The sequence below is a fragment of the Carnobacterium sp. genome, from assembly GCF_040274945.1.
Taxonomy (GTDB): domain Bacteria; phylum Bacillota; class Bacilli; order Lactobacillales; family Carnobacteriaceae; genus Carnobacterium_B.
In genome coordinates this window covers 20,600-45,251 of the sequence record NZ_JBEMAR010000006.1, presented here as the reverse complement: position 1 = coordinate 45,251, position 24,652 = coordinate 20,600, and the positions used below count along the sequence as shown (strand labels likewise).

Below are 24,652 nucleotides of genomic sequence, written 5' to 3'. Positions count from 1 at the left end.
TTCATTCTAAACATCAATACTTGAATTGCACTTATATATAATCCTTTTCTAATGACTATGACTACATGCAAAACCATTTATTCTAATAGAAATTTTCTTTTAGCCACTAATATCATTTGTTAAATCATAAAAAAAATAGAGAGAATGATCTATTGATCTCATTCTCTCTACTCTTTTAGTCTTCAGTTAAATCATTGTTGCCTTCAGCATCATTATCAGAATTGTTTGAAGTATCATTTTCTTTAATCGATTCGTTTAGTTCACTGTCTTCTATAGACGGCGATTCTGAAAGGATTCCTGCTTCATCCATTTCTTCTTTGATAACTTCTGCATCTACTTTTGCCATAGTTGACACTTTGACATCTTCAGCTACTCGAATAACGCGTACGCCTAATGTTGCACGGCCCGTTTGAGATACTGCAGAAACATTAAAGCGAATAATAACACCTGTATTTGTTATCAACATGATATCTTCGTCGCCTTTGACAGTCGTTAATCCAGCTAGATTCCCATTTTTACTTGTGATATTAGCTGTTTTAATTCCTTTTCCGCCACGGCCTTTAATAGCATATTCACTCGCTTTGGTACGTTTTCCATACCCTTTTTCTGTAATAATTAAAACTTCCGAGTCCTCAGTTAATAGATCTACTCCAATGACGTAATCATTTTCTCTTAAGCGAATACCACGAACACCGCCAGCAGTTCTACCCATATTTCGAACATCATTTTCATGGAAACTCACAGCATAACCCATATGTGTTCCAATGATAATATTTTGATCTCCATTTGTTACAGAAACAGACATCAATTCATCATTTTCTTTTAGCACAATAGCTTTTAGACCATTGCTTCGGATATTAGAAAAAGCTTTTACATCCGTACGTTTAACTGTTCCAAGACGAGTCGTAAAGAACAAGTACAGTCCTTCTTCAGCTTCTCCTCTAACGTTTATAACCGCTTGAACCGTTTCACCAGAGTCGACTCCTAGTAAGTTAATAACCGGGATTCCTTTAGCTGTACGGCCATATTCTGGGATTTCGTATCCTTTCGAACGGTAAACTTTCCCATTATTCGTAAAGAATAATAAGGTATCGTGAGTAGAACAAGAAACTAAGGTTTCGATGAAATCATCATCATGCACGCCCATCCCTTGTACTCCGCGTCCACCACGTCTTTGTGATTTGAATTCAGAACTTGGAAGACGTTTGATATAACCTTTGCTAGTCAACGTAATCACAATATCTTCTTCTTCAATCAGATCTTCATCTTCCAGACTTAATACTTCTCCTACTAACAATTCAGTACGACGAGCATCTCCAAATCTTTCTTGAACTTCAAGAAGTTCCGTTTCAATAATCGTGTGTACACGTGCTGGATTAGCCAAAATATCAGCCATATCCGCGATCAAAGCCATCAATTCAGTATACTCTGCTTCGATTTTGTCTCTTTCCAAACCAGTTAATCGAACCATTCGCATATCTAAAATAGCTTGTGCTTGTTTCTCTGATAAACCGTACGTCTCAATTAAAGTCGTTTTAGCGATATCACCAGTTTTTGAACCACGTATAATTCGAATGATTTCATCAATATGGTCTAACGCTATTCTTAAACCTTCTAAGATGTGTGCTCGTGCCTCAGCTTTACGTTTATCGTAAGCTGTTCTTCTGCGAATCACTATTTCTTGGTGCTTCAAGTATTCTTCAAGAATTGATTTCAAACTCAATACTTTTGGAACACCGTTCACAATAGCTAACATATTAAAACCAAAAGACGTTTGTAAAGACGTTAATTTATATAGATTATTTAAGACTACACTCGCACTAACATCGCGTCTAACATCAATCACAACGCGCATACCATCACGGTCGGATTCATCTGCTAAATCAGTGATACCTTCGATTCGTTTGTCTCTAGCTAAATCAGCTATACGCTCTACTAACCGTGCTTTATTTACCATATATGGTAATTCATGGACAATAATGCGTTCTTTGCCATTTTTTAGTATTTCAATTTCAACTTTAGCTCGAACCATAATAGAACCTTTACCTGTTTCATAGGCTTTTCTGATTCCAGATTTACCCATTACTAATCCACCGGTTGGGAAATCAGGGCCTGGTATAGCTTCCATCAAATCAGCCGTGGTTGCATCGGGGTTATTCATCAAAATGTGTAATGCAGAAATAACCTCAGTTAAATTGTGCGGAGGAATATTAGTGGCCATACCAACAGCAATCCCAGTGACACCATTTACAAGTAGATTAGGAAAGCGAGCCGGTAATACATCTGGTTCACGTTCTGATCCATCATAGTTGTCATGGTAATCAATGGTATCTTTATTGATATCACGTAACATTTCTAACGCCATTTTTGTCATACGAGCCTCGGTATACCGCATTGCTGCAGCTCCATCACCATCCACTGATCCGAAGTTTCCATGACCATCCACTAACGGATAGCGGTAACTCCAGTCTTGTGCCATACGAACCATTGATTCATAAATCGCACTATCTCCATGAGGATGGTATTTACCCATAACATCCCCAACAATACGTGCTGACTTTTTATGCGCTTTATCCGGCGTCACGCCTAATTCACTCATCCCATATAAAATACGACGATGGACTGGTTTCAATCCATCTCGTACATCCGGCAATGCACGAGCTACAATAACACTCATTGCATAATCAAGGAAAGATGTGCGCATTTCATGGCTTAGTTCAATACTTTTTATATTCTCTTTAAATTCTTCAGCCATTCTTTATTGTCCTCCTATTTGGATTAAATATCTAAATTTTGTACGTAACGTGCATTTTCTTCAATGAATAGACGTCTTGGTTCAACACGATCACCCATTAACATATCACAACTTTTATCTGCTTCAATAGCATCATCAACTGTGACTTGTAACATCCGTCTGTTTTCTGGATTCATGGTTGTTTCCCATAATTGTTCAGCATCCATTTCTCCCAGACCTTTGTATCGTTGAATGACTGGTTTTGGTGAAAGAGGTATTTCTTTCAAATAATTATCCAGTTCTTCTTCTGAATCCAAGTAGACCATTTTTTTACCTTGGCGTACTTGGTATAAAGGCGGCTGAGCGATGTAAACATACCCCGCTTCAACTACTGGACGCATGTAACGATAGAATAATGTCAATAATAACGTACGAATATGTGCTCCATCGACATCGGCATCGGTCATGATAACTAATTTATGGTAACGCGCTTTAGAAACATCAAAATCATTTCCAAATCCGGTACCCATAGCGGTAAACAATGAGCGAATTTCTTCATTCGCTAAAATTTTATCCAATGTTGCTTTTTCAACATTTAAAATTTTCCCACGAATCGGCAAGATTGCTTGAAAGAGTCTTGAACGTCCTTGTTTAGCAGAACCACCGGCGGAATCTCCCTCAACAATAAATATTTCGCTAATAGTCGGGTCTTTACTCGAACAATCTGCTAGTTTACCAGGAAGATTACTGATTTCTAATCCACTCTTTTTACGCGTTACTTCACGAGCTCTTTTGGCAGCTAAACGAGCTCTAGCTGCTAATAAACCTTTTTCAACGATTTGACGAGCTACTTGTGGGTTTTCCATCAAGAATTTATCAAAATGCGCAGAAAATAAACGGTCTGTAATGGTACGTGCTTCAGAGTTTCCTAATTTGGTTTTCGTTTGTCCTTCAAACTGAGGATCAGGGTGTTTAATGGATAAGACGATCGTTAGTCCTTCACGTACATCTTCACCTGTTAGATTCTCTTCATTTTCTTTAATTATTTTGTTCTTTTTTGCGTAATCATTTATCACACGTGTTAAGGCTGTCTTGAACCCAAATTCATGCGTCCCACCTTCATAAGTGTGAATGTTGTTAGCAAAACTTAATAAGTTATTGTGATATCCGTCTGTATGTTGCAGAGCTACTTCAAGAGTGATGCCTTGTTGTTCACCTTCTAGAAAAATAGGCTCATCGTATAAAACAGCCTTATTTTCATTCAAGAACTCTACATAGCTCTTAATACCGCCTTCGTAGTGGTATTCTAGAAATTTTTCTTTGCCTTCACGTTTGTCTTCAACCGTAATTTTTAATCCTTTGTTTAAGAACGCTAATTCCCGGACACGTGTAGCTAATTTATCAAAATGAAATTCTACCGTTTCTTTAAAGATTTCAGGATCTGGAACGAATTTAACAGTTGTTCCATGTTTATCTGTTTCACCAATGACTTCTACATCATGAACAACTTTTCCTTGAGCATATTGTTGGTGATAGATTTTTCCGTCTTTGTGTACGTAAACATCTAAAGTTGTCGAAAGTGCATTAACTACTGAGGAACCAACTCCATGTAAACCACCTGAAACTTTATAACCTCCACCGCCGAATTTACCACCAGCATGAAGAATCGTAAACACGGTTTCTAATGCTGGACGACCTGTTTTTGCTTGAATATCAACAGGAATCCCACGACCATTATCAATAACGGTAATACTTTCATCTTTTTCAATGATTAAATTAATTTCATCAGCAAAACCTGCTAAAGCTTCATCAATTGAATTGTCGACAATTTCCCATACAAGGTGATGCAACCCTTCACTACTTGTAGAACCAATGTACATACCTGGACGTTTACGAACGGCTTCTAGACCTTCTAAAACTTGTATTTGACTCGCATCATATTCTTTTGCTCGATCTTGTTTGCTCTTTATTTCTTCAGACACACTCATTCACTCTCCGTTTCTACTTGTCCATTATCAATCAGAAAAATTTTGGGAGTTTCCAGCATATTTTCCTTTATTCCATCTAAACTAGTTGTCGTTAAGAACGTTTGAACTTTATTTTGAATTGCTTTCAATAAATGCGTTTGGCGCTCATCATCCAGCTCGGATAGGACATCATCTAGTAATAAGACAGGGTATTCACCAGTCATTTCTTTCATCAAATCGATTTCAGCTAACTTCACGCTTAAGGCTGTCGTTCGTTGTTGACCTTGAGAGCCATAGGTTTGAACATTTCTCCCATTCACACTAAACTTAAGATCATCTCTATGTGGACCGAAAACGGTTGTTCGCTGCTCTAATTCTCTTTGTCTACCTTGCGTATAAGCGTCCATTAAATCTGAATAAATCTGTTTTTTATCTGTTTCGTTTGTGATTTTCAAGCTACAAGAATACCCAATTTCAAGAATTTCTTTCTGCTTAGAAATTTCAGCATGAACAGGCTTGGCCCAATTCTCTAATTTTTTTATAAATGAAAAACGCTCTACTAAAATAGCCGCTCCAAACTCAGCTAATTGTTCCGTTAAAATATCCAAAAAAGTTAAATCTTTTACTTTTTTTAGACTTAATTGTTTTAGATAGCTGTTTCTTTGTTTTAAAAGATGCTGATACTGCACGAGATGATGTAAATAAATAGGGCTCATCTGCCCCATTTCCATATCTAAAAATTTTCTTCTGACAGAAGGCGAACCTTTTACCAAAGACAAATCCTCTGGAGCAAATAAGATAACATTTAGATTTCCAATGTATTCACTTAATTTTTTTTGCTCCAAATGATTAAACTTTGCCTTTTTTCCTTTTTTAGAAATAGAGATTTCAAGTGGAAAACTTGTGTTTTTCTTTTGAATTCTTCCACTCACTCGTGCAAATTCTTGTTCCCATCGAATGGTTTCTTTATCATTTGCAGTTCTATGGCTTCTTGCCATTGCTAATACGTAAATAGCTTCCATCAAACTTGTTTTTCCTTGGGCGTTTTCTCCTAAGAAAACATTGATTCCTTTAGAAAAGATAACTTCAGCATGTTCGTAATTTCGATAATTGGAAAGATGGATCTCTTTCAATAACATTATTTTTCTTCCTCATTTGTTTTAGCAGTTTCATTTTCTGACTGGATAAAGAATGTTCCTTCACCAGGTATTTCAACTACAGAACCAGGATAAAGTTTTTTACCTCTGCGATTTTCAACTTCGTTATCAAGAAGGACTGTATGTTCAGATAAATACCACTTTGCCATTCCACCACTGCTAATAATGTTTTCATGTTTTAAAAATTGTCCCAGTGTAATAAATTCACGATCGATTTTTATGGTTTTTTTCATTTTTTTTCACCTACTTTTCAATAAAATAAGCGTGGAGATAATCCACGCATTACGCTGCCGCTTATTAATACTATTATACTCTTTTTTTAGCAATAGTACAAATGAATCTAAAAATAACCCTACTATTATCGATTTTAAGCAAAAGATAAAAAAAGACCTTAAATCCTCCATAATTGCTTAAATCGAAAAAAACGTGGTTATTCGGCATATATTAAAAAAAAACTACTTTTTCAGTTGCCTGAAAAAGTAGTTTTTTCTGAATGTCCTTAAAAAGTTCGAACTGGAGTAATCAATTGAATAAAATCTTGATCGTTTTCACTAGGAACTAAAATAAATGGACGAACTGGTGAAGTGAACTTTATTTTAATGTCAGTTTGGCCAAAAGTTCTCAATGCATCCTTCATATAATCTGGGTTAAAGGAAAGTTCGATTGGTTCTCCTTCAACAGATTGATAATCTAATTCCTCATTAACATTTCCAACATCAGGTGAATTTCCAGAAATCTCGACCAAATTCGGATTGATCGTAATTTTTACAACATTATTTTTTCCTTCATGTGAAAGCAATGAAGCACGTTCGATTGAACCTAATAAAGAACTAGCATTAAAGCTGATTTCCGTTGAAGAATTATCAGGAATCAAACGTTTTGTATCAGGATAGTACCCTTCTAGTAAGCGAGAATAAAAATACATATTTTCTGATTTAAACAGTACTTGGTTTTCAGTGATCATCATTTCAATGGTATCAGAATTTTCATCTAGTGTACGAGACAACTCAATTAAACTCTTACCAGGAATAATAATATTGTATTTTTTTGAAGCTTGCTCATCATTCATTTCTAAAGGAATCACACGTTGGCTTAAGCGGTGGCTATCGGTAGCAACTGCTAAAAACTTACCATTTTCAATAACTATATTTACTCCTGTAAGTATTGGACGACTTTCATGAGTTGAAATAGCAATAACGGTTTGTCCGATTACTTGCTTAAATAAGTTTACAGGTAAAGTAAATGATTCTTTCGTATCAATAATCGGTAAGTGAGGGTAATTATTAGGATCTAGACCATTAATAGTAAATGAAGCTGTTGCAGAAGTAATCAATGCTTGGAAATGGTCAAGTATTTCAATAGTCATTGTTTCTTCAGGAAGTTTTTTTACGATTTCACTAAAAAAGCGTGCTTGTAAAACAATTCCTCCAGTTTTTTCAATAACTAATAAATTGTCTTCTTCAGATACAGGAATGAATGCTTCAATAGAAATATCTGAATCACTCCCTGTTAATGTCAATCCTTCATCATTAGCGATGATTTTCAAACCAGTCAATATTGGAATAGTTGTTCTCGAAGAAATTGCACGTTGTACATCGGATAAGCTTTTTAAAAAGGCACTTCTTTTAATTGTAAATTTCATTAAATTTACCTCCAAATATAGTTTAATTTATTTTAATAAGTTCTTTAGTAATAGTAGTAGGGCATGTTGATACTGTGGAAAACTAATGGAACCTTTTTCAGCACAAGGTTTTACACATGTGGATAACTTGTTGGTAAAAAAAGGATAACTCTATTAGTTATGCACATGTGTAAAAGAAAAAGATTACGTTAATTTTTTCTTTATATCGTTAATTTCTTGTTTTAATTGGTCATCGGTCGACAAAGCATGAACGATTTTTTCATAAGCATGAATAACAGTTGTGTGATCTTTACCACCAAATTCAGCTCCTATTTTAGGTAATGAATTTGATGTAAGTTCTCTAGATAAATACATAGCGATTTGTCTTGGTAAGACAATCGATTTAATGCGTTTCTTACCCTTAAGATCAGCAACAGATAACTGATAATATTTACTGACAGCATTTTGAATATCCAAGATGGTCAATGTGGTCGGTTTTGCTGAAGGTAGCATACTTTTTAAGGCATCAGCAGCGAGACTAGTTGTAATGTCACGACTTTCAATAGCTGCATAAGCTTGTACACGGACTAAAGCACCTTCTAATTCTCTAATATTTGAATCAATTTGACCAGCGATATAACTTAACGTGTCACCAGGAATTTCTAATCGTTCAGCATTGGCTTTCTTTCTTAGAATCGCAATACGTGTTTCCAAATCTGGTGGCGTAATGTCGACGGATAATCCCCATGCGAATCTTGATACCAATCGTTCTTGTAATTTAGGAATTTCATTAGGCAAACGATCACTAGTTAATACGATTTGTTTTCGATCATCATATAAAGCATTAAAGGTATGGAAAAACTCTTCTTGAGTTCCTTCTTTATCTGCAAAAAACTGAATATCATCTACTAGAAGCAAATCAACACTACGGTATTCATTTCTAAATTTTTCTTGTGTTTTGTTTTGAATGGAATTTATAAAATCATTTGCAAATGTTTCACTACTAACATATTTCACTCGTGCATCTGGGTTTAGCAGCAACATTTGGTGACCTATAGCATGCATCAAATGGGTTTTTCCAAGACCAACTCCACCATAGAAAAATAAAGGATTATAAATTGTTCCAGGTTCTTCTGCAACGACTAAAGCCGCAGCGTGAGCCATTTGATTTCCTTTACCTATAACAAACGTATCAAAAGTATATTTAGTATTTAATTGAATATCTTTTTTAAAGAGGGTTTTTTTAGGCACCTCATTACGCAAATTTTTATTTACTAGATTGCTGGCTTCTTGTTCATTTTTGATAATAAACAATGGAGAAATTTCACGACTGGAGTATTCATAAATATTTTCAACAATTCGAGTAGCTAAGTTATTTTCCCAATATTCTTTATGTAAAGAAGAAGGGACTTCGATAATAATGTTGTTATCAGTGATACGTATGGGACTTGCACTTTCAATCCATGTATCATAGCTAACTTTGGAGAGCGATTCTTTGAATTTTTCTTTTAGAAAAATCCAGAGTGTTTGTAAATCGTCCAAAATAGAACCTCCTTATAAAATGTGTCTAAGTCATTTTAGCACTTTTATAAATAGTTTTCCACAAGTAGTTTTTTTAGTAGAAAATTTGTCCACGGCCTGTAAATAAAGTTATCCACAAGAGATAATAGACAGTGTATAACTTTTTTTTACAACAGGATAATGGTTAGATTTGTGGATAACTATTACTATATAAAGATTGTTCTGCTAATGTTTATATAGGTTATCCACAAAAATATAATGGAGGTGGATAAGGTTTTTACACAGCGTGTTTGTATGTGGATAACCAGGTGATAACTAAGGGATAACAAAAATTAGAAAAAAGTCATACATAGCCTTGTGGATAACATTATGCACCTGTGGATATCTTTGTTTTGAATGAAAAAAGGGGATTAAATCTTATTAAGTCTTAATAAAGTAGAAGAAATTTTGGGTTTAGAAAAAGAATTTGCAAAAGATAGTTTCCTATTAAGTAAAAATATGCTATCATACTTGAGTGAATGAATAAAAATAGGGGAATTGTGCTTGACAAGACTATTTTTTCTTCGTTATAATAATCTAGACTGTCTTGGGATAATTTAAAATAGAATAATGAGAGATAGTTTTTACAGGAGGTGTATCACGTATGAAAAGAACTTACCAACCTAAAAAACGTAAACGTCAAAAAGTACATGGTTTCCGTAAACGCATGAGTACTAAAAATGGACGTAATGTATTACAAAGTAGACGCCGTAAAGGTAGAAAAGTATTGTCTGCATAGATCACTGAACGTTTCAGTGGTCTTTTTTTTTAGGATTTGAATAAAAAAGTACTCAGTGGTTGTTTAAATGTAAACAACTACGGAGTATTTTTGATACTTATTCCATTAAATGGGAACGGGTTTATATTAATTTATTATAGAGATGAGAGGTTATTTTAATGAGAAAAACCTATCGTGTCAAAAGAGAAGCTGAATTTCAAAAAGTTTTTCATCATGGCAAATCAACAGCAAATCGTCAATTTGTCATTTATATATTAGATAAGAAGGACCAACCACATTTTCGCGTTGGAATATCCGTTGGTAAAAAAATTGGAAATGCTGTTGTGCGGAACAAAGTTAAAAGAAGCATTCGACAAAGTTTAACAGAGTTGAAGCCGCAATTAAAAGCAGAAAAAGATTTTATCGTAATTGCTCGAAAACCAGCAGCAGAGATGACTGTGCAAGAAACAAAAAAAAGCTTGATGCATGTGTTAAAGCTTGCTAAATTATTAAGATAGATAGATTGATTGATTTATTAGAGTGGGGGACAAAACGTGAATAAACGTAAGCGATTACTTCTTTTGTTAGGAACAGTGCTGTTAGCTGTCGTTTTGGTAGGTTGTGGTACTTCACCTATTACAGAACAAAGCACAGGAATTTGGGATAAATATGTTATTTTTAATTTCTCTCGTGTTATTATTTGGTTATCTAATTTATTTGGTGGAAGTTATGGTGTAGGGATAATTGTTTTTACCTTAATTATTCGATTAATTCTTTTACCTGTTATGCATGGTCAAACCAAGAGCACTCGGAAAATGTCAGAGTTGCAACCACAATTAAAAGAATTGCAAACAAAATATGCTTCTAAAGATACAGATACTCAAAATAAGTTAAAAGAAGAAACTTCTAAATTGTATTCAGAAGCAGGCGTCAACCCTGTAGCCGGTTGTTTGCCACTACTCATTCAGATGCCAGTACTGATTGCCATGTATCAAGCAATAAGCCGTACAGAAGTTTTAAAAACAGGAAACTTTTTATGGATGAATCTAGGGGCACCAGATCCATTCTTCATCTTGCCTATACTAGCTGCAATATTAACATTTGCAACGACTAAGCTATCTACTATGAGTCAAGCAGAGGCTAACCCGACAACGACCACTATGCTTTACGTAATGCCCGCTTTAATCTTATTCATGGGTATCACGTTACCTAGTGCGTTATCATTATACTGGGTAGTTGGAAATGCGTTCTCTGTGGCACAAACATTATTATTAAATAATCCTTTTAAAATTAAAAAAGAGCGTGATGAAAAAATAAAAACTGAACGAGATCGTCAACGCGCTCTTGAAAAAGCACTAAAACCGAAGAAAAAGAAAAAAAGATAAAGCGTTAAAAATGGGGAGAATGGAGGCAGGCAGATGGATAAGTACACAGCTCAAGCTGAAACAATAGAGGAAGCTACTCAAAAAGCATTGAAGAAACTAGGGATTACTAAAAAAGAAGCTTCTATTGAAATAATAGATCCAGGCAGAAAAGGAATTTTTAAAATAGGTAAGAAAGATGCAGTTGTAACGGTCACTAAAATGGCAATAGATAACAACGCGAAAGAAATCTTTCAAGAAACTTCTATTAAAGAGGAAACTTTTAGTCCAGCATCTGATACAATCCAAGTTGAAACTGTACAAGAAAAAGCACCAATCTTGTCAGAAGCGAATCATTTAGAAACGGATCATCTTTCTACCGTAACTAACACGGAACGAAATGATGAGCAAGCGATCAAAATGGTAGCAGATTACCTTCAAGACATCACGCAAAAAATGGGTATTTCTAGTACAGTCACGGTAGAAGAAACAAAAGACCAAATCGTATTTCAATTTAAAACAGAAAAAGCGGGTTTGATTATTGGGAAACATGGTAAAGTATTAAATGCTTTACAATCGTTAGCTCAAGTGTTACTTCATCGTCATGCTAAAACAAAATTTGTTGCTATTGTGAATGTTGGAGATTACCGAGAACGCCGTGAAAATGCTTTGAGAGAGCTAGCTGAACGAACTGCTTTGAAAGTTCGACGTACAAAGCAACCTGTATTCCTAGAACCTATGCCTGCTTCTGAAAGAAAACAAATTCATTTTTATTTAAGTAAAGATGATTCTGTTATTACTCATTCTGAAGGCAATGAACCTCACCGTTATTTAGTCGTTGAATCAAAGTAACTAAATATTTTTATAGAGAAAATAGTAAAAGAAAGAATTCGGGCAGCACAATCAGCCGAATTCTTTCTTTTTTTGTAGTATAGTTGCTTTCTAATGCAAAAGTCTCATAGGATGATTGAAAAAAATCCTGTATAGTATGTAGTAAATAATTAAAGATAAGTAGGTGCGTAAAATGGTTAAAATTATGATTATTGAAGATGACTTAGTAATTGCTTCAAGTTTACAAGAAGAGTTAACGAAATGGCAATACGATGCGTTCCATGTGACAGACTTTAATGGGGTTATGGATACATTCACACATGAAGCACCTCAATTAGTCTTAATCGATATTAAACTGCCCTATTTTAATGGCTATTACTGGTGTACAGAAATTCGCAAAATTTCACAAGTACCGATTATTTTTATTTCTTCTCAAAATGAGCGAATGGATATTGTGATGGCTATTCAAATGGGAGCAGATGACTTTATTAGTAAACCATTTGATTTAACTGTTGCTCTAGCGAAGATACAAGCGCTATTGCGCAGAACGTATGATTTTACGGGAAATGATACTTATTTAAGTTATCAGCAAGTCTATCTAAAAACGAGTGAATTAAAGATTCACTATCAAGATCTAGAAGTTGAGCTGACAAAAAATGAAATGAAAATTTTAGAAGTCTTATTTTTACAAAAAGGGGCATTTGTATCCCGAGAAGCGATTATGATGAAATTATGGGAAAATGATTCATTTATTGATGACAATACATTAGCAGTTAACATCAATCGTCTACGAAAAAAACTGACAGAATTGGGTTTGACTTCATTTATTGTCACAAAAAAAGGCTATGGGTATGGCCTACAAAAGGATGATGACTCTATTGAAATCAACTAATAAAGTAATCGATATCTTCAAGGCGTTTCTAAAGGCTAACTACTCGTTCTTTTTAGCGTACGCACTTAACTTAGGTGTGTTTAGCTTTATTTATGTATTAGGACAATTGCCATTGTACTTTTTAGTATTTAGTATTGAACTTTCTCTATTTATAGGCGGGTGCTTCTTCTTATTTAAATTTTCAAGGTATTACAAAAAATTTCGATTGTTGGAACGATTAGATAAAGACCCGATCGATACATTGAAGCAACTGTCATCGAATCGTGATTTGAGTGAAGATTTTTTTCATCTTAAAATTGAAAACTTAATGGGAGAGATACAACAAATCAACCAAAAGAGTCTACAACGCAATGCGTCTCAAATGGACTATTTTACCTTGTGGCTGCATCAGATCAAAACACCCATTTCAGCTATCAGCTTATTGATGCAACGGGATACTAAATCACTATTTAGCCATCAAATGGAACAAGAGTTATTGCAGATTGAAAACTATACACATATGGCGTTGAATTATTTGAAAATTGAGCAAAGTGGTTCTGATTTGGACTTTGCACAAGTTTCGCTTGATCGAGTCATCAAAGAAACGGTTAAAAAGTCTTCAATTCTATTTATTTATAAACATATCCAATTAAATTACCAAGAAACCGATAAATCTGTTTTATCAGATGAGAAGTGGTTAAAGGTATTAGTAGAACAAATTCTTTCTAATAGCTTAAAATATACTCCAGAAGGCGGTAGAATAAAAATTTATATGAGCCCAACTAAAGAAGACCAACTTATTATTGAAGATACAGGTATTGGCATTCGCTCTGAAGATTTGCCGCGTATTTTTGAACGTGGCTATTCCGGTTTTAATGGAAGAATACATGAAAAATCAACAGGGCTTGGTTTATTTCTTAGTCAGGAAATTACAAAACGCCTTGGTCATGAGATGTCAATCGAGTCAACTGTAGGAAAAGGCACGAAAGTAATGATCGATTTAGCCCGAACTTCACTAATAAAAGATTATTAATACTGAATCTTACGAAAGTGTAAGGTTTAATCGCTATCTGTAAGAAGAGATAAAAGCAACCATTGTTCATTTTTATTAAACTAGTAATAGAAATAAAGAAATGAACAGGAGGAAACAATTATGACATTATTAAAAGTGAGTCATTTAAAAAAGACATATACAGGAAGGTTCTCAACACAGGAAGTGCAGGCTTTAAAAGACGTGAATTTTTCAGTAGAAAAAGGAGAATTTGTCTCCATTATGGGAGAATCAGGTTCTGGTAAGACCAGCTTATTAAATATTTTAGCAACACTGGATACTGGTACAGGTGGAGAGGTCTTGCTAGATGGAAATGATTTAACAGGAATTAAAGACAGTGATATTTCTAATTTCCGTAGAGACTATCTTGGGTTTGTGTTTCAAGACTTTAACTTACTAGACAACTTCTCAATTAAAGACAATATTTTATTGCCACTAGTACTTTCTAATACGCCAATAACTGAAATGGAACATCGTCTGATGCCAATTGTTAAAAAGATGAAAATTGATGGGTTGATCAATCATTATCCTTACGAAGTATCTGGAGGACAAAAACAACGTGCAGCTGTAGCTCGTGCTTTGATCACTAATCCTAAATTACTTCTTGCTGATGAACCAACTGGAGCATTAGATTCAAAATCCAGCCAAAGCCTATTAGAAACTTTTGAAACCATCAATAACGCTGGCCAAACCATTATCATGGTCACTCATAGTACAAGAGCTGCTGCTTACTCGAATCGGGTCTTGTTCATTCAAGATGGTGAAGTGTACCACGAAATTTACCGTGGAGAACAAACGCCAGATCAGTTCATGGACAAAATTTCTCAAGCGTTGGTCGTACTAGCTAATAGAGGTGAGCAGCATGAATAGAGGGTTTTTTTCAAAGTTAGCTCTACGTAACCTTAAATCCAATAAGCAAATTTATTTACCTTATATTTTTGCTTCTATTGCTACAGTAGCGATGTTTTATATGATGGTTGCCTTAATGGGAAACAAATTCGTTCAGACGAGAAATGCGTCTTTACCTATGTTTTTTACTGTTGGAGCAGTAGTGATTGGGGTATTTTCCTTTCTGTTTATTTTATATACCAACAGTTTCCTGATTAAACGACGGAAAAAAGAAATTGGATTGTACGCGATACTAGGAATGAAGAAGAAGCATGTTTCGAGAATCTTAACGATTGAATCATTAGTAACAAGCTCTTTTAGCATTATTGTAGGTTTGATTCTCGGACATCTACTGGGAGAACTTGCTTTTCTTGTTTTAAATTATGTTTTAAAATTTGGCGTAAAAATGTCTTTTCCTTTTACATTGAATGCTGTACTGATTACGATTGGATTATTTGTTCTCATCTTTTTGGTGACATTGATCTATAACATCACTCAAGTAACGTTTTCTAATCCTATTCAATTGATTAAAGGGAAACAAACAGGAGAACGGGAGCCAAAAAGTTCTATTTTCCTTTTTATTCTATCATTATTATTGATTGGATCAGGTTACTATCTGTCTGTAACGATTGATAACCCAATGGATGCAATTATTTACTTTTTACTTGCAGTACTTTTGGTTATTGTAGGTACGTATTTCTTATTCATTTCCGGATCAATATTTATCCTAAAAGCATTGAAGAAAAACAAGAAATTGTATTACCGTCCAAGCCCATTTATTTCAATTTCTGGTATGCTTTATCGAATGAAACAAAACGCCGCAGGATTAGCTAATATTACTATTTTAGCAACGATGGTCATCGTTGCAGTAGCGACTACGATAGCTGTTTTTATAGGTATACAAGGAACGTTAGATATCCGCTTTCCTTATGAAAATAAAATAACGTATTATACAGAGGCTAATCTAGAAGAAGAATTTAAAGAAATTCAAAAAGAAACGGAAGCAACAGGGTTAGAAGTAACAGGTACAGAAATCTATACCTACTATAACTTGAATCCAATAGTAGCAGATAATGAACTGATTCTTGGCGAAACGGATTATTCTGCAAATGAACTTTTTCAAGCTAAAATAATCGTACAAGAAGACTATGAAAAAATGACAAATCAAACAATTGATCTAGAATCTGATGAAATATTGGTTTATGACTTAAAAGATGACTATGACTTTTCAACATTGCTTATAGGGGATGCAACTTATCAAATCAAGTCAAAGATAGAAAATCCTATCAAAATGGACAAATTGCTAAGCCCTAATATGATTCTTGTAGTTGAATCAAAAGAAGTTCTTCAGTCTATTATAGACTATAATATTCAGGCATCAGAAATCGAGTATGATGTTCCTATGGAAGCGATGATTTCATGGAATACGACTGGAACACAAGAACAGAAAAAAAGCTATTCTGAGAAATTGGCAGATAAATTGAACAGTAGAGAAGGTTCATACTTTGATTCAAAAGAGCTCTTAAGTGTTGAATTGTATGATGTGAATGGCGGCTTCTTATTCTTAGGTATTTTCCTTGGATTACTGTTTACCTTTGGAGCAGCTTTAATCACATACTTTAAACAAGTTTCAGAAGGCTATGATGATCGAGAAAAATTCCAAATCATGCAAAAAGTAGGATTAGACAAACAAACGATTCGCAAAACGACTCGTTTACAAATTATTTGGATGTTCTTATTGCCTCTAGTCATTGCGGTGATCCATGTTGCATTTGCCTTTCCAATTATCCAAAAACTGCTATTACTTTTTAATGTAGTAGATACAACATTAATTTTTTGGTGTTTTGCAGGTGTAATTGTTGGCTATAGTGTAATCTATGGCATCATTTATCAAGTAACCTCAAAGGTTTATTACAGCATCGTTAAATAATTTGTTAACCGGAAAAAGAGTGATTTAAGACTAGTTCTTAAATCACTCTTTTTATTTATCAAAAAGCAAAGATAAAACGCTTGCATTTCTAAAAGAAAAAGGTTACATTGTACTTGTATATACAAGTTGCAATTATAACTTTTTCTGAGGAGGAAAAAAAATGGCAGATTACACGCAAGATGCAAAACAGCTTTTAGAAGACATCGGAGGTCCCGATAATATTTCTGCAGTCAGTCACTGTGCCACTCGCATGCGTTTCGTATTAAATGATCCAGCAAAAGCAGACAGCAAAAAAATCGAAGATATCCCCGCAGTCAAAGGTACATTTACTCAAGCCGGTCAGTATCAAGTTATTATTGGCAATGATGTTGCCACATTTTATAATGTCTTTTCAAAAATTTCCGGAAAAGAAGGCGTATCTAAGGACGAAGTGAAAGCAGCAAGTAAACAGAATCAAAATCCAGTACAACGTGCGATGTCTGTTTTAGCAGAAATCTTTACACCCATTATTCCAGCAATCGTAGTTGGGGGTCTTATTTTAGGGTTCCGTAACATCTTAGAAGCTGTTCCAATGGGATGGCTTGATGGTCAAACAATTGTTGAGGTTTCTCAATTCTGGAGTGGTGTGAACTCTTTCTTATGGTTGATTGGTGAGGCCATTTTCCACTTCTTACCAGTCGGTATCACATGGAGTGTTGCTAAGAAAATGGGAACGACTCAAATTTTAGGTATCGTATTAGGGATCACATTAGTGTCACCTCAATTACTGAATGCATATGCAGTTGCCGGAACAGCAGCAGCAGAAATACCAGTTTGGGACTTTGGTTATTTCACTATTGATATGATTGGGTACCAAGCACAAGTTATTCCTGCTATGTTGGCTGGATTTTTACTTGCCTATTTAGAATTAGGATTGCGTAAAGTTATCCCACAAGCCATTTCAATGATTTTCGTACCATTCTTTGCTTTAGTTCCAACGGTTTTGGTTGCTCATACGGTTTTAGGACCAATTGGTTGGGTTATAGGAAACTGGGTTTCAAGTGTCGTTTATGCAGGATTAGGAAGCTCATTTAACTGGTTATTTGGGGCCCTGTTCGGTTTCTTATATGCACCATTAGTTATTACCGGATTGCACCATATGACGAATGCAATCGATCTACAATTGATTGCTGACTTTGATGGAACGAATTTATGGCCAATGATCGCTTTATCAAATATTGCTCAAGGTTCAGCAGTGCTGGCTATTATCTTCTTACACCGTGGAAATGAAAAAGAAGAACAAGTGTCTATTCCAGCAATGATTTCTTGTTACCTAGGCGTAACTGAACCCGCTATGTTTGGGATCAATATCAAATACATTTACCCATTTGTGGCGGCTATGATCGGATCAGGTATTGCCGGATTAGTAGCAACTATCTTTAATGTAACAGCCAATTCAATTGGTGTTGGTGGACTTCCAGGGATTCTATCGATTCAAAATCAATATTGGGTTATCTTCGCTATTTGTATGGTAATCGCAATAGTAGTGCCGTTTGTTTTAACAGTCGTTTTCCGTAAATACAATATTTTAAATAAATCAGATCAAGTTGTTGTTACAGAACCAGAATTAGGAAAATAATTTTTAGAAAGTAGGAATAAAATGAGTACCTTTCATGAGAAAGTCGTGTATCAGATTTACCCAAAATCTTTTAAGGATTCAAATGGAGATGGAGTAGGAGATTTAAAAGGAATTATTGAGAAAATACCCTATTTAGCTGAGTTAGGCGTTGATGTATTATGGATCAATCCATTCTTCATTTCTCCACAAAAAGACAATGGCTATGATATCGCTAATTATGTAGAAATCGATCCTTTATTTGGAACAATGGAAGATTTTGAGGAACTCATTGCTGTAGCGAAGGACCATCAATTGGAAGTCATGTTAGATATGGTGTTAAATCATACCTCTATCGAACATGAATGGTTCCAAAAAGCTCTTAAAGGTGAAAAAAAATATCAAGATTATTACATCTTGCGTGAACCAAAAGCAGATGGAAGTCACCCAACGAACTGGGTCTCAAAATTTGGCGGCCCAGCTTGGGCTCCTTTTGCTGATACTGGAAAAGAGTATTTGCATTTGTATGATGTATCGCAAGCTGACTTAGATTGGCGTAATCCTGAAGTAAGAGAAGAAGTATTTAATGTAGTCAATTTTTGGTTGGAAAAAGGCGTAAAAGGATTCCGATTTGATGTGATTAATGTAATCGGCAAAGATGAAGAACTTTTAGATGCAGAAGATAATATAGGGAAATCACTGTATACAGATCGCCCAATCGCGCATGAATTTATCCATGAAATGAATCAAAAAACGTTTGGAAAATATTCGGATATCATCATGACAGTGGGAGAAATGTCTTCAACAACGATTGAAAATGGAATTGCTTATTCTAATCCTGCTAAACATGAACTATCAATGGTCTTTAGTTTCCATCATTTAAAAGTTGATTATTTAGATGGCGAAAAATGGAGCAAAACACCATTTGACTTTATAAAATTAAAAGAGTTACTCAACGATTGGCAGGAAGGCATGTCTCGTGGAAATGGATGGAATGCATTATTCTGGAACAACCATGACCAACCACGTGTGATAAGCCGGTTTGGAGATCCAGTGAATCATTTTGAAGCTTCTGCTAAACTCTTCGCTCAGTCAATTCATTTGCTGCGTGGGACTCCTTATATTTATCAAGGGGAAGAAATTGGGATGACAGATCCGGAATTTCAAGAAATTACAGATTATGTAGACATTGAAACGCATAATGCATATAAAGAATTAAAAACAAAAGATTTACCACATGAAGAAATTATGGAAATCATCAAAAGTAAATCTCGAGATAATAGCCGGACTCCGATGCAATGGACAAATGAGGAAAATGCAGGCTTCACTTCAGGAGAACCATGGATAAAATTAGCTGACAACTACCATCAAATTAATGTGGAAAAAGAACAAGCAGAAGGATCCATCTTTAATTTTTATAAAAAATTGATTCAATTAAGAAAAGAAATGCCAGTTATTTCTGAAGGAAGTTATCGTGGAATCATGATGGACCATCCGAGTGTTTATGGGTATGTTAGAGAATATGAAGGTGAACAGTTGCTTGTACTCAACCATTTTTATTCAGATGCAGTAACATTGGAAATTCCAGAAGAATTTTTAACGAAACCTAGTCGCTACCTTATTGGAAATGGAAAAGAAAGAGCAATTAGTACTAACCTAGAATTAGGTCCTTACGAAACCATTGCTTTTTATTTTGAAGCTGATTAAACAAAAAAGGAAACTGATAATTATCAGTTTCCTTTTTTGTGCTTATAAAGAATTTCGGCGTCTGGCAAAATCGACAAATCGAAAGCGATCCAAACGATGACGAGATTCGGTATGCTGAAATAGGGTTGTATCTTCTAAGTAGACATCGCTTCGCACGACCACAACGTGGGTATCTTCTTGTAGATCCATCAATCGTTTATCTTCTTCAGTAATAAGATCTACCGTTATTTCTTTTTGAGCATACCCAATAGATAAACCCAATGTTTGTTCAATATAGTGATACAACGAATCTTCAGCGGCTTCATCCGGGATACTTGGAACAATAGAAGTAATTAAATAATCCTTATCAATGATAACCACTTCTCCATGTACTTTTCTTAATCGTTCAAGATACAAAACAGGAGTACCTACAGAAAGATTTAAATGATTCGCTAACTCTTCTGAAACAGGCAGCAAGCTGTTGGATACCACCATTGTTTGACTATTCATATTTTGTGCGTCTTGGAGTTCTTTGTAACTGGTCAACCCAGATACAGGAAAATCAAAGCGCTTAATATCTAAAACAATAGAACCTTTGCCTTGTACTTTTTGTATATACCCTTTTTCTAAAAGTAAATTTAAAGCTTTTCGAATTGTTTCACGGGAAACATTGTAGGTTTTGACTAATTCATTTTCACTAGGTAAAAGATCGCCAGAAATAAATCGCTGATTTAAAATCGCTGCTTCAAGATCTAAAAAAATTTCATTAAACTTGCTCATATGGATTCCTCACATTTCCTATCCTTAGCTTACATTTTAGCATAATCCCTTAAGAAAAACTTGTAAATGCTAACACTTATTTAAGTAGAACAAGGAAAAAATAGTCAGGGAAATTAGGAAAAAAGTTGTGTTTAAACCTTGCTAGTGTATTATTGTAAGAATATAAAAGCGCAATAGTGTATACATTACGAGGGGGCAATTGATTTGAGAAATGTAGAAACTGGAACATTGGAAAAAAGAATCAAAGTAGCAGCAAAAAAAGTACCAGCTGATTTAGTTATCAAAAATGGAACAATCGTAAACGTATTTACGGGTGAATTCATGAGTGGAGATATTGCGATAACAGAAGGGATGATTGTTGGAATAGGCTCATATGACGGAGTTGAAACAATTGATGCTCAAAATAAAATTATTGTACCAGGGTTTATTGACGGACATGTCCATATTGAAAGTTCATTGTTAACACCAAAAGAATTCTCGAAAGTCGTACTGCAACATGGCGTAACCAGTGTTATTACGGATCCGCATGAAATTGCTAATGTAGCTGGAGTGGATGGCATTCAGTTTATGCTAGAAGAAGCAAAAAACTTGCCAATGGATATTTATGTTATGTTATCTTCTTGCGTCCCAGCAACAGCATTTGAAAATAACGGTGCACTATTGAACGCCGAACAACTTGAACCTTTCTTATCAGAGCCAGAAGTACTAGGATTAGCGGAAGTTATGGATTTTTTCTCTGTAAAAAATGGCGACAGCGTTATGATGGATAAAATTGCTATGGTGCAAGAAGCAGATGGTTTCATAGATGGGCATGCTGCCGGTTTGACTAGAGAAGAATTAAACATCTATTTAGCAGCTGGAATTCGGACAGATCATGAGAGTATTGATGCACAAGAAGCAAAAGACCGTTTAGACTTGGGTATGTACTTAATGATTCGAGAAGGAACAGTAGCTAAAGACTTAATGGCTTTATTACCTGCCGTAACAGCAAAAAATGCTAGAAGGTGCTTGTTTGTTACAGATGATAAATTGATTGATGATTTATTAGCAGAGGGGAGCATCGACCATATCGTACGTTTAGCTATTCAAAAAGGACTAGACCCTATAACGGCTATTCAAATGGGAACGCTAAATACAGCAGAATGTTTTAATTTGAAACATTTAGGAGCTATTGCTCCAGGTTACCAAGCTGATTTTTTGATTTTGGACGATTTAGAAACTGTTGCTATTAATCAAGTGTATAAAAAAGGGGTTATGATTTCAGATAGTGGGAATTTGACTAATAGTTTATTTGAGACTAATGTGGAAAAAAAGCTTATTGGCGCGGATTTAGCAAAAATAAACACCCAAGAATTAACAACAGCAGCATTGGCGATACCCTTAACTGATTCTTTGTGTAACGTGATCGGAATCATTCCCAATAGTCTAGTGACGAATCATTTAAAAGAAAATGTCACAGTTAAAAACGACTGTTTTATCCCTTCAACCCAGAATGATCAGTTGAAAATCGTTGTTATTGAACGACATAACGGAACCAATCATGTCGGGTTAGGTATTGTAAAAGGGTTCCGTTTAACTAAAGGAGCAATTGCTACAACTGTGGCACATGATTCACACAATATCGTAGCAGTGGGAACTTCCGATCAGGAAATACTAAAGGCGGTTGAACAAGTCATCAGAACCAATGGTGGTTTAGCTGTAGTAGCAGGAAAAGAAGTACTCGCTTCATTAGCGTTACCTGTAGCGGGATTAATGACGGAATCAGATTATTTAGTTGTTAACCAAAATTTAAAAGAACTGAATCAGGCAGTCGCCACTATTGGAGAAGAATTAAATTTTAATCCGTTTTTGACATTATCCTTTTTAACCCTTCCGGTTATTCCAAAATTAAAATTAACCGATTTAGGATTATTTGATTTTGAGCAGTCTGCTCACATAGCTATTCAAGCCATAAATAAGTAACAAAAAATCCACCTAAAAGATTAAACTCTTTTAGGTGGATCTTTTTAATTATTCAACATCTGGGGGATATGAATAAATTTAATTTAGAGGTATTAGTTTAAAATTTGAACTTCCATTGTTTGTCTACCAAAAGCTAATGCTTGGTTTAAATCAGTCATGTGAACATCAATACGGTTTCCTTTGATGGCACTACCAGTGTCACCAGCAATAAACGTACCTTGGCCTGGAATGTAGACAGTTGAACCTAATGGAATAACACTTGGGTCAACAGCGATCACTTTTGGATTTTCATTCAAGTTGATTCCAGTTGCAGTAGTATCACTCAATTCAGGTTGATTTGTTGAATAAGCTGTTGCTTCAACAGTAACTGTTTTACCAGATTGTGCAGTTTCAGCAGCAGGGGCTTGTTCTTCAACGACTGGTGCAGTTTCAGCAGCAGGAGCTTGTTGTTCTTCAACAACCGGTGCTTCTTCAGCAACGGGAGCTTGTTCTTCAACAACTGGTGCTTCTTCAGCAGCAGGAGCTTGTTCTTCGACAACTGGAGCTTCTTCAACAGGCTCTACTTCTACAACTTCTGGAGCACTAACATCATAGCTTTTAGTTTCTTCAGGTGTTTCAATAGTAACAGTTGATTGGTCAGCAGATAAAGAAATAGTGTTGCCACTATAAATAGTGTTTGCATTATTTATATCATTTACGTTTACTAAATCATTAATAGATAAATCAGTTGCCAAGGCTACAGACGATAATGTATCGCCCCATTGGATAGTGTATTCAGTGCTTCCGTCTTCAGTGCTTTTAAGATCTTGTTTGATCTCATCTACTGAACGAGCTTCCCAAGTGCTAGAAGTAAACTCAGCAGCAGAAGCTTCTGTTGGATTTGAAACGGCCATGACACCTGTTAAAGCTAAAGTTGCGCTTGCTACAAATAATTTCGATTTAAAATTTTTCATTTTTTGTTGATCTCCTTTATTGGTTAAATATAGTTTGTTTCCTACCTACTGTAAGAGAAGTTGACTGTGGATTCTGAGCGACAATGTTCCATACAATCTCTAAATGCTATTAAAAATGAAGGGTTGTTCCTTCAACAAATGCTATCCTACCACGGTAAAAAAAAATTAAAAGGCCTTTAGGGCATTCGTCATCGTTTCTTATTCATTCTGTATTATTTCAAGAGTTTCATTACCGGAACAATACAAAAGAAGTAAATTCATGTAAAATATGACTTAATCTGTAATTTTATTTTGTAAAATTTACATGAAAGAAGCCGTGTTAAGGTGTATGTTAATAGTAGTAAATACTTATAAATAAAGGACGAACTGCGATGGAGGGCTGAAATGACACATGTGGAAAGTTACAACAAGATCAATGCAATCAAATGGATTGGAATTATTACAATGACAATCGATCATATCGGTTATTACTTGTATCCTGAACTCATTTGGCTTCGTATCATAGGAAGAATAGCTTTTCCCTGTTTTCTATACACAACGATTCAAGGAACTAAAAATACCAGTAATTTCAAAAAGTACTTTTTGAAATTGATTGGCACAGGTATTTTAACGATTCCAATCAGTTTTTATTCTGGAACAGTGTTTAATATATTATTTACATTGGCTCTGGTAGCACTTTCGATTAAAGATAAGCGTTTTTTTGTTCTAGCATTAGCACTAAGTTATTTTTGTGAGTATGGAATATATGGTTTTTTATTAGGATGGGCGATTTATTGTATGGTATTCATTCATAAGCCACTTGGAGTAATACTCTTTCTGGTGTTGCACGTTTTTGTCTGGCCGTCTATCCAAATATTTGCCTGTTTAGCCATTTTTCTACTAATAATAGACACTTATATGGAGACTAAAAAAATGCCGAAAGTTTTTGGTTACCTCTACTACCCGTTGCATCAATTAATTTTATTGGCTATTAAATTTAGTTTATAAG

Annotated in this window: 20 protein-coding genes; 12 read left to right on the top strand and 8 right to left on the bottom strand. The window is 34.9% G+C overall.

Annotation, left to right across the window (positions count from 1 at the left end; genetic code table 11):
* Positions 1–175: 175 nt before the first annotated feature.
* The 6 genes from gyrA to dnaA form a co-directional block, all read right to left on the bottom strand.
* Positions 176–2,755: a DNA gyrase subunit A gene (gyrA, locus tag ABS916_RS07500; protein ID WP_350451296.1), complete on the bottom strand. Its 2,580-nt coding sequence runs from the start codon at positions 2,753–2,755 to the stop codon at positions 176–178.
* Between the two features lie 23 nt (positions 2,756–2,778).
* On the bottom strand, positions 2,779–4,716 hold the full coding sequence (gene gyrB / locus ABS916_RS07495) for a DNA topoisomerase (ATP-hydrolyzing) subunit B (protein WP_350451295.1): 1,938 nt from the start codon (positions 4,714–4,716) through the stop codon (positions 2,779–2,781).
* Between the two features lie 2 nt (positions 4,717–4,718).
* Positions 4,719–5,840 carry a DNA replication/repair protein RecF gene (recF, locus tag ABS916_RS07490; protein ID WP_350451294.1) on the bottom strand — a complete coding sequence of 374 codons (1,122 nt, stop codon included), beginning with the start codon at positions 5,838–5,840 and terminating at the stop codon, positions 4,719–4,721.
* A complete protein-coding gene (yaaA, locus tag ABS916_RS07485; protein ID WP_350451293.1) occupies positions 5,840–6,091 on the bottom strand; it encodes a S4 domain-containing protein YaaA in 252 nt (83 codons plus the stop codon). Before yaaA ends, recF begins: the two co-directional genes overlap by 1 nt.
* A 266-nt stretch (positions 6,092–6,357) precedes the next feature.
* Positions 6,358–7,500 (bottom strand): DNA polymerase III subunit beta, encoded by a 1,143-nt coding sequence (gene dnaN, locus ABS916_RS07480; protein ID WP_350451292.1) that lies wholly within the window; start codon positions 7,498–7,500, stop codon positions 6,358–6,360.
* 183 nt (positions 7,501–7,683) lie between these two features.
* Positions 7,684–9,021 carry a chromosomal replication initiator protein DnaA gene (gene dnaA, locus ABS916_RS07475; RefSeq protein ID WP_350451291.1) on the bottom strand — a complete coding sequence of 446 codons (1,338 nt, stop codon included), beginning with the start codon at positions 9,019–9,021 and terminating at the stop codon, positions 7,684–7,686.
* Positions 9,022–9,643: 622 nt separating this feature from the next.
* Here dnaA and rpmH point away from each other — a divergent pair.
* The 10 genes from rpmH (at position 9,644) to treC (ending at position 19,990) form a co-directional block, all read left to right on the top strand.
* Complete coding sequence (gene rpmH / locus ABS916_RS07470) at positions 9,644–9,778, top strand: 50S ribosomal protein L34 (protein ID WP_007725519.1); 135 nt, start codon at positions 9,644–9,646, stop codon at positions 9,776–9,778.
* 158 nt (positions 9,779–9,936) lie between these two features.
* Positions 9,937–10,275 carry a ribonuclease P protein component gene (rnpA, locus tag ABS916_RS07465; RefSeq protein WP_350451290.1) on the top strand — a complete coding sequence of 113 codons (339 nt, stop codon included), beginning with the start codon at positions 9,937–9,939 and terminating at the stop codon, positions 10,273–10,275.
* Between the two features lie 36 nt (positions 10,276–10,311).
* A complete protein-coding gene (gene yidC, locus ABS916_RS07460; RefSeq protein WP_350451289.1) occupies positions 10,312–11,142 on the top strand; it encodes a membrane protein insertase YidC in 831 nt (276 codons plus the stop codon).
* Positions 11,143–11,175: 33 nt separating this feature from the next.
* On the top strand, positions 11,176–11,970 hold the full coding sequence (gene jag / locus ABS916_RS07455) for an RNA-binding cell elongation regulator Jag/EloR (protein ID WP_350451288.1): 795 nt from the start codon (positions 11,176–11,178) through the stop codon (positions 11,968–11,970).
* Between the two features lie 172 nt (positions 11,971–12,142).
* A complete protein-coding gene (locus ABS916_RS07450; RefSeq protein ID WP_350451287.1) occupies positions 12,143–12,841 on the top strand; it encodes a response regulator transcription factor in 699 nt (232 codons plus the stop codon).
* A complete protein-coding gene (locus ABS916_RS07445; protein WP_350451286.1) occupies positions 12,828–13,853 on the top strand; it encodes a sensor histidine kinase in 1,026 nt (341 codons plus the stop codon). Before ABS916_RS07450 ends, ABS916_RS07445 begins: the two co-directional genes overlap by 14 nt.
* A 120-nt stretch (positions 13,854–13,973) precedes the next feature.
* Positions 13,974–14,741, top strand: a complete 768-nt coding sequence (locus ABS916_RS07440; protein WP_350451285.1) for an ABC transporter ATP-binding protein — start codon at positions 13,974–13,976, stop codon at positions 14,739–14,741.
* Positions 14,734–16,689, top strand: coding sequence for an ABC transporter permease (locus tag ABS916_RS07435; RefSeq protein WP_350451284.1), 1,956 nt, complete (start codon positions 14,734–14,736; stop codon positions 16,687–16,689). The genes ABS916_RS07440 and ABS916_RS07435 overlap by 8 nt, the downstream gene beginning before the upstream one ends.
* Before the next feature lie 160 nt (positions 16,690–16,849).
* Positions 16,850–18,307, top strand: a complete 1,458-nt coding sequence (gene treP / locus ABS916_RS07430; protein WP_350451283.1) for a PTS system trehalose-specific EIIBC component — start codon at positions 16,850–16,852, stop codon at positions 18,305–18,307.
* 21 nt (positions 18,308–18,328) lie between these two features.
* A complete protein-coding gene (gene treC / locus ABS916_RS07425) occupies positions 18,329–19,990 on the top strand; it encodes an alpha,alpha-phosphotrehalase (protein WP_350451282.1) in 1,662 nt (553 codons plus the stop codon).
* 42 nt (positions 19,991–20,032) lie between these two features.
* Here the strand turns inward: treC and treR are convergent, their stop codons facing one another.
* A complete protein-coding gene (gene treR, locus ABS916_RS07420; protein ID WP_350451281.1) occupies positions 20,033–20,749 on the bottom strand; it encodes a trehalose operon repressor in 717 nt (238 codons plus the stop codon).
* Positions 20,750–20,953: 204 nt separating this feature from the next.
* Between treR and ade the strand changes: the two genes are divergently transcribed.
* On the top strand, positions 20,954–22,711 hold the full coding sequence (ade, locus tag ABS916_RS07415) for an adenine deaminase (RefSeq protein WP_350451280.1): 1,758 nt from the start codon (positions 20,954–20,956) through the stop codon (positions 22,709–22,711).
* A gap of 92 nt (positions 22,712–22,803) precedes the next feature.
* Here ade and ABS916_RS07410 read toward each other — a convergent pair whose 3' ends face one another.
* Entirely contained in the window at positions 22,804–23,664 is an 861-nt protein-coding gene (locus ABS916_RS07410; protein WP_350451279.1) for a 3D domain-containing protein, read from the bottom strand.
* Between the two features lie 384 nt (positions 23,665–24,048).
* Between ABS916_RS07410 and ABS916_RS07405 the strand changes: the two genes are divergently transcribed.
* Positions 24,049–24,651 (top strand): TraX family protein, encoded by a 603-nt coding sequence (locus ABS916_RS07405; protein ID WP_350451278.1) that lies wholly within the window; start codon positions 24,049–24,051, stop codon positions 24,649–24,651.
* Position 24,652 lies beyond the last annotated feature (1 nt).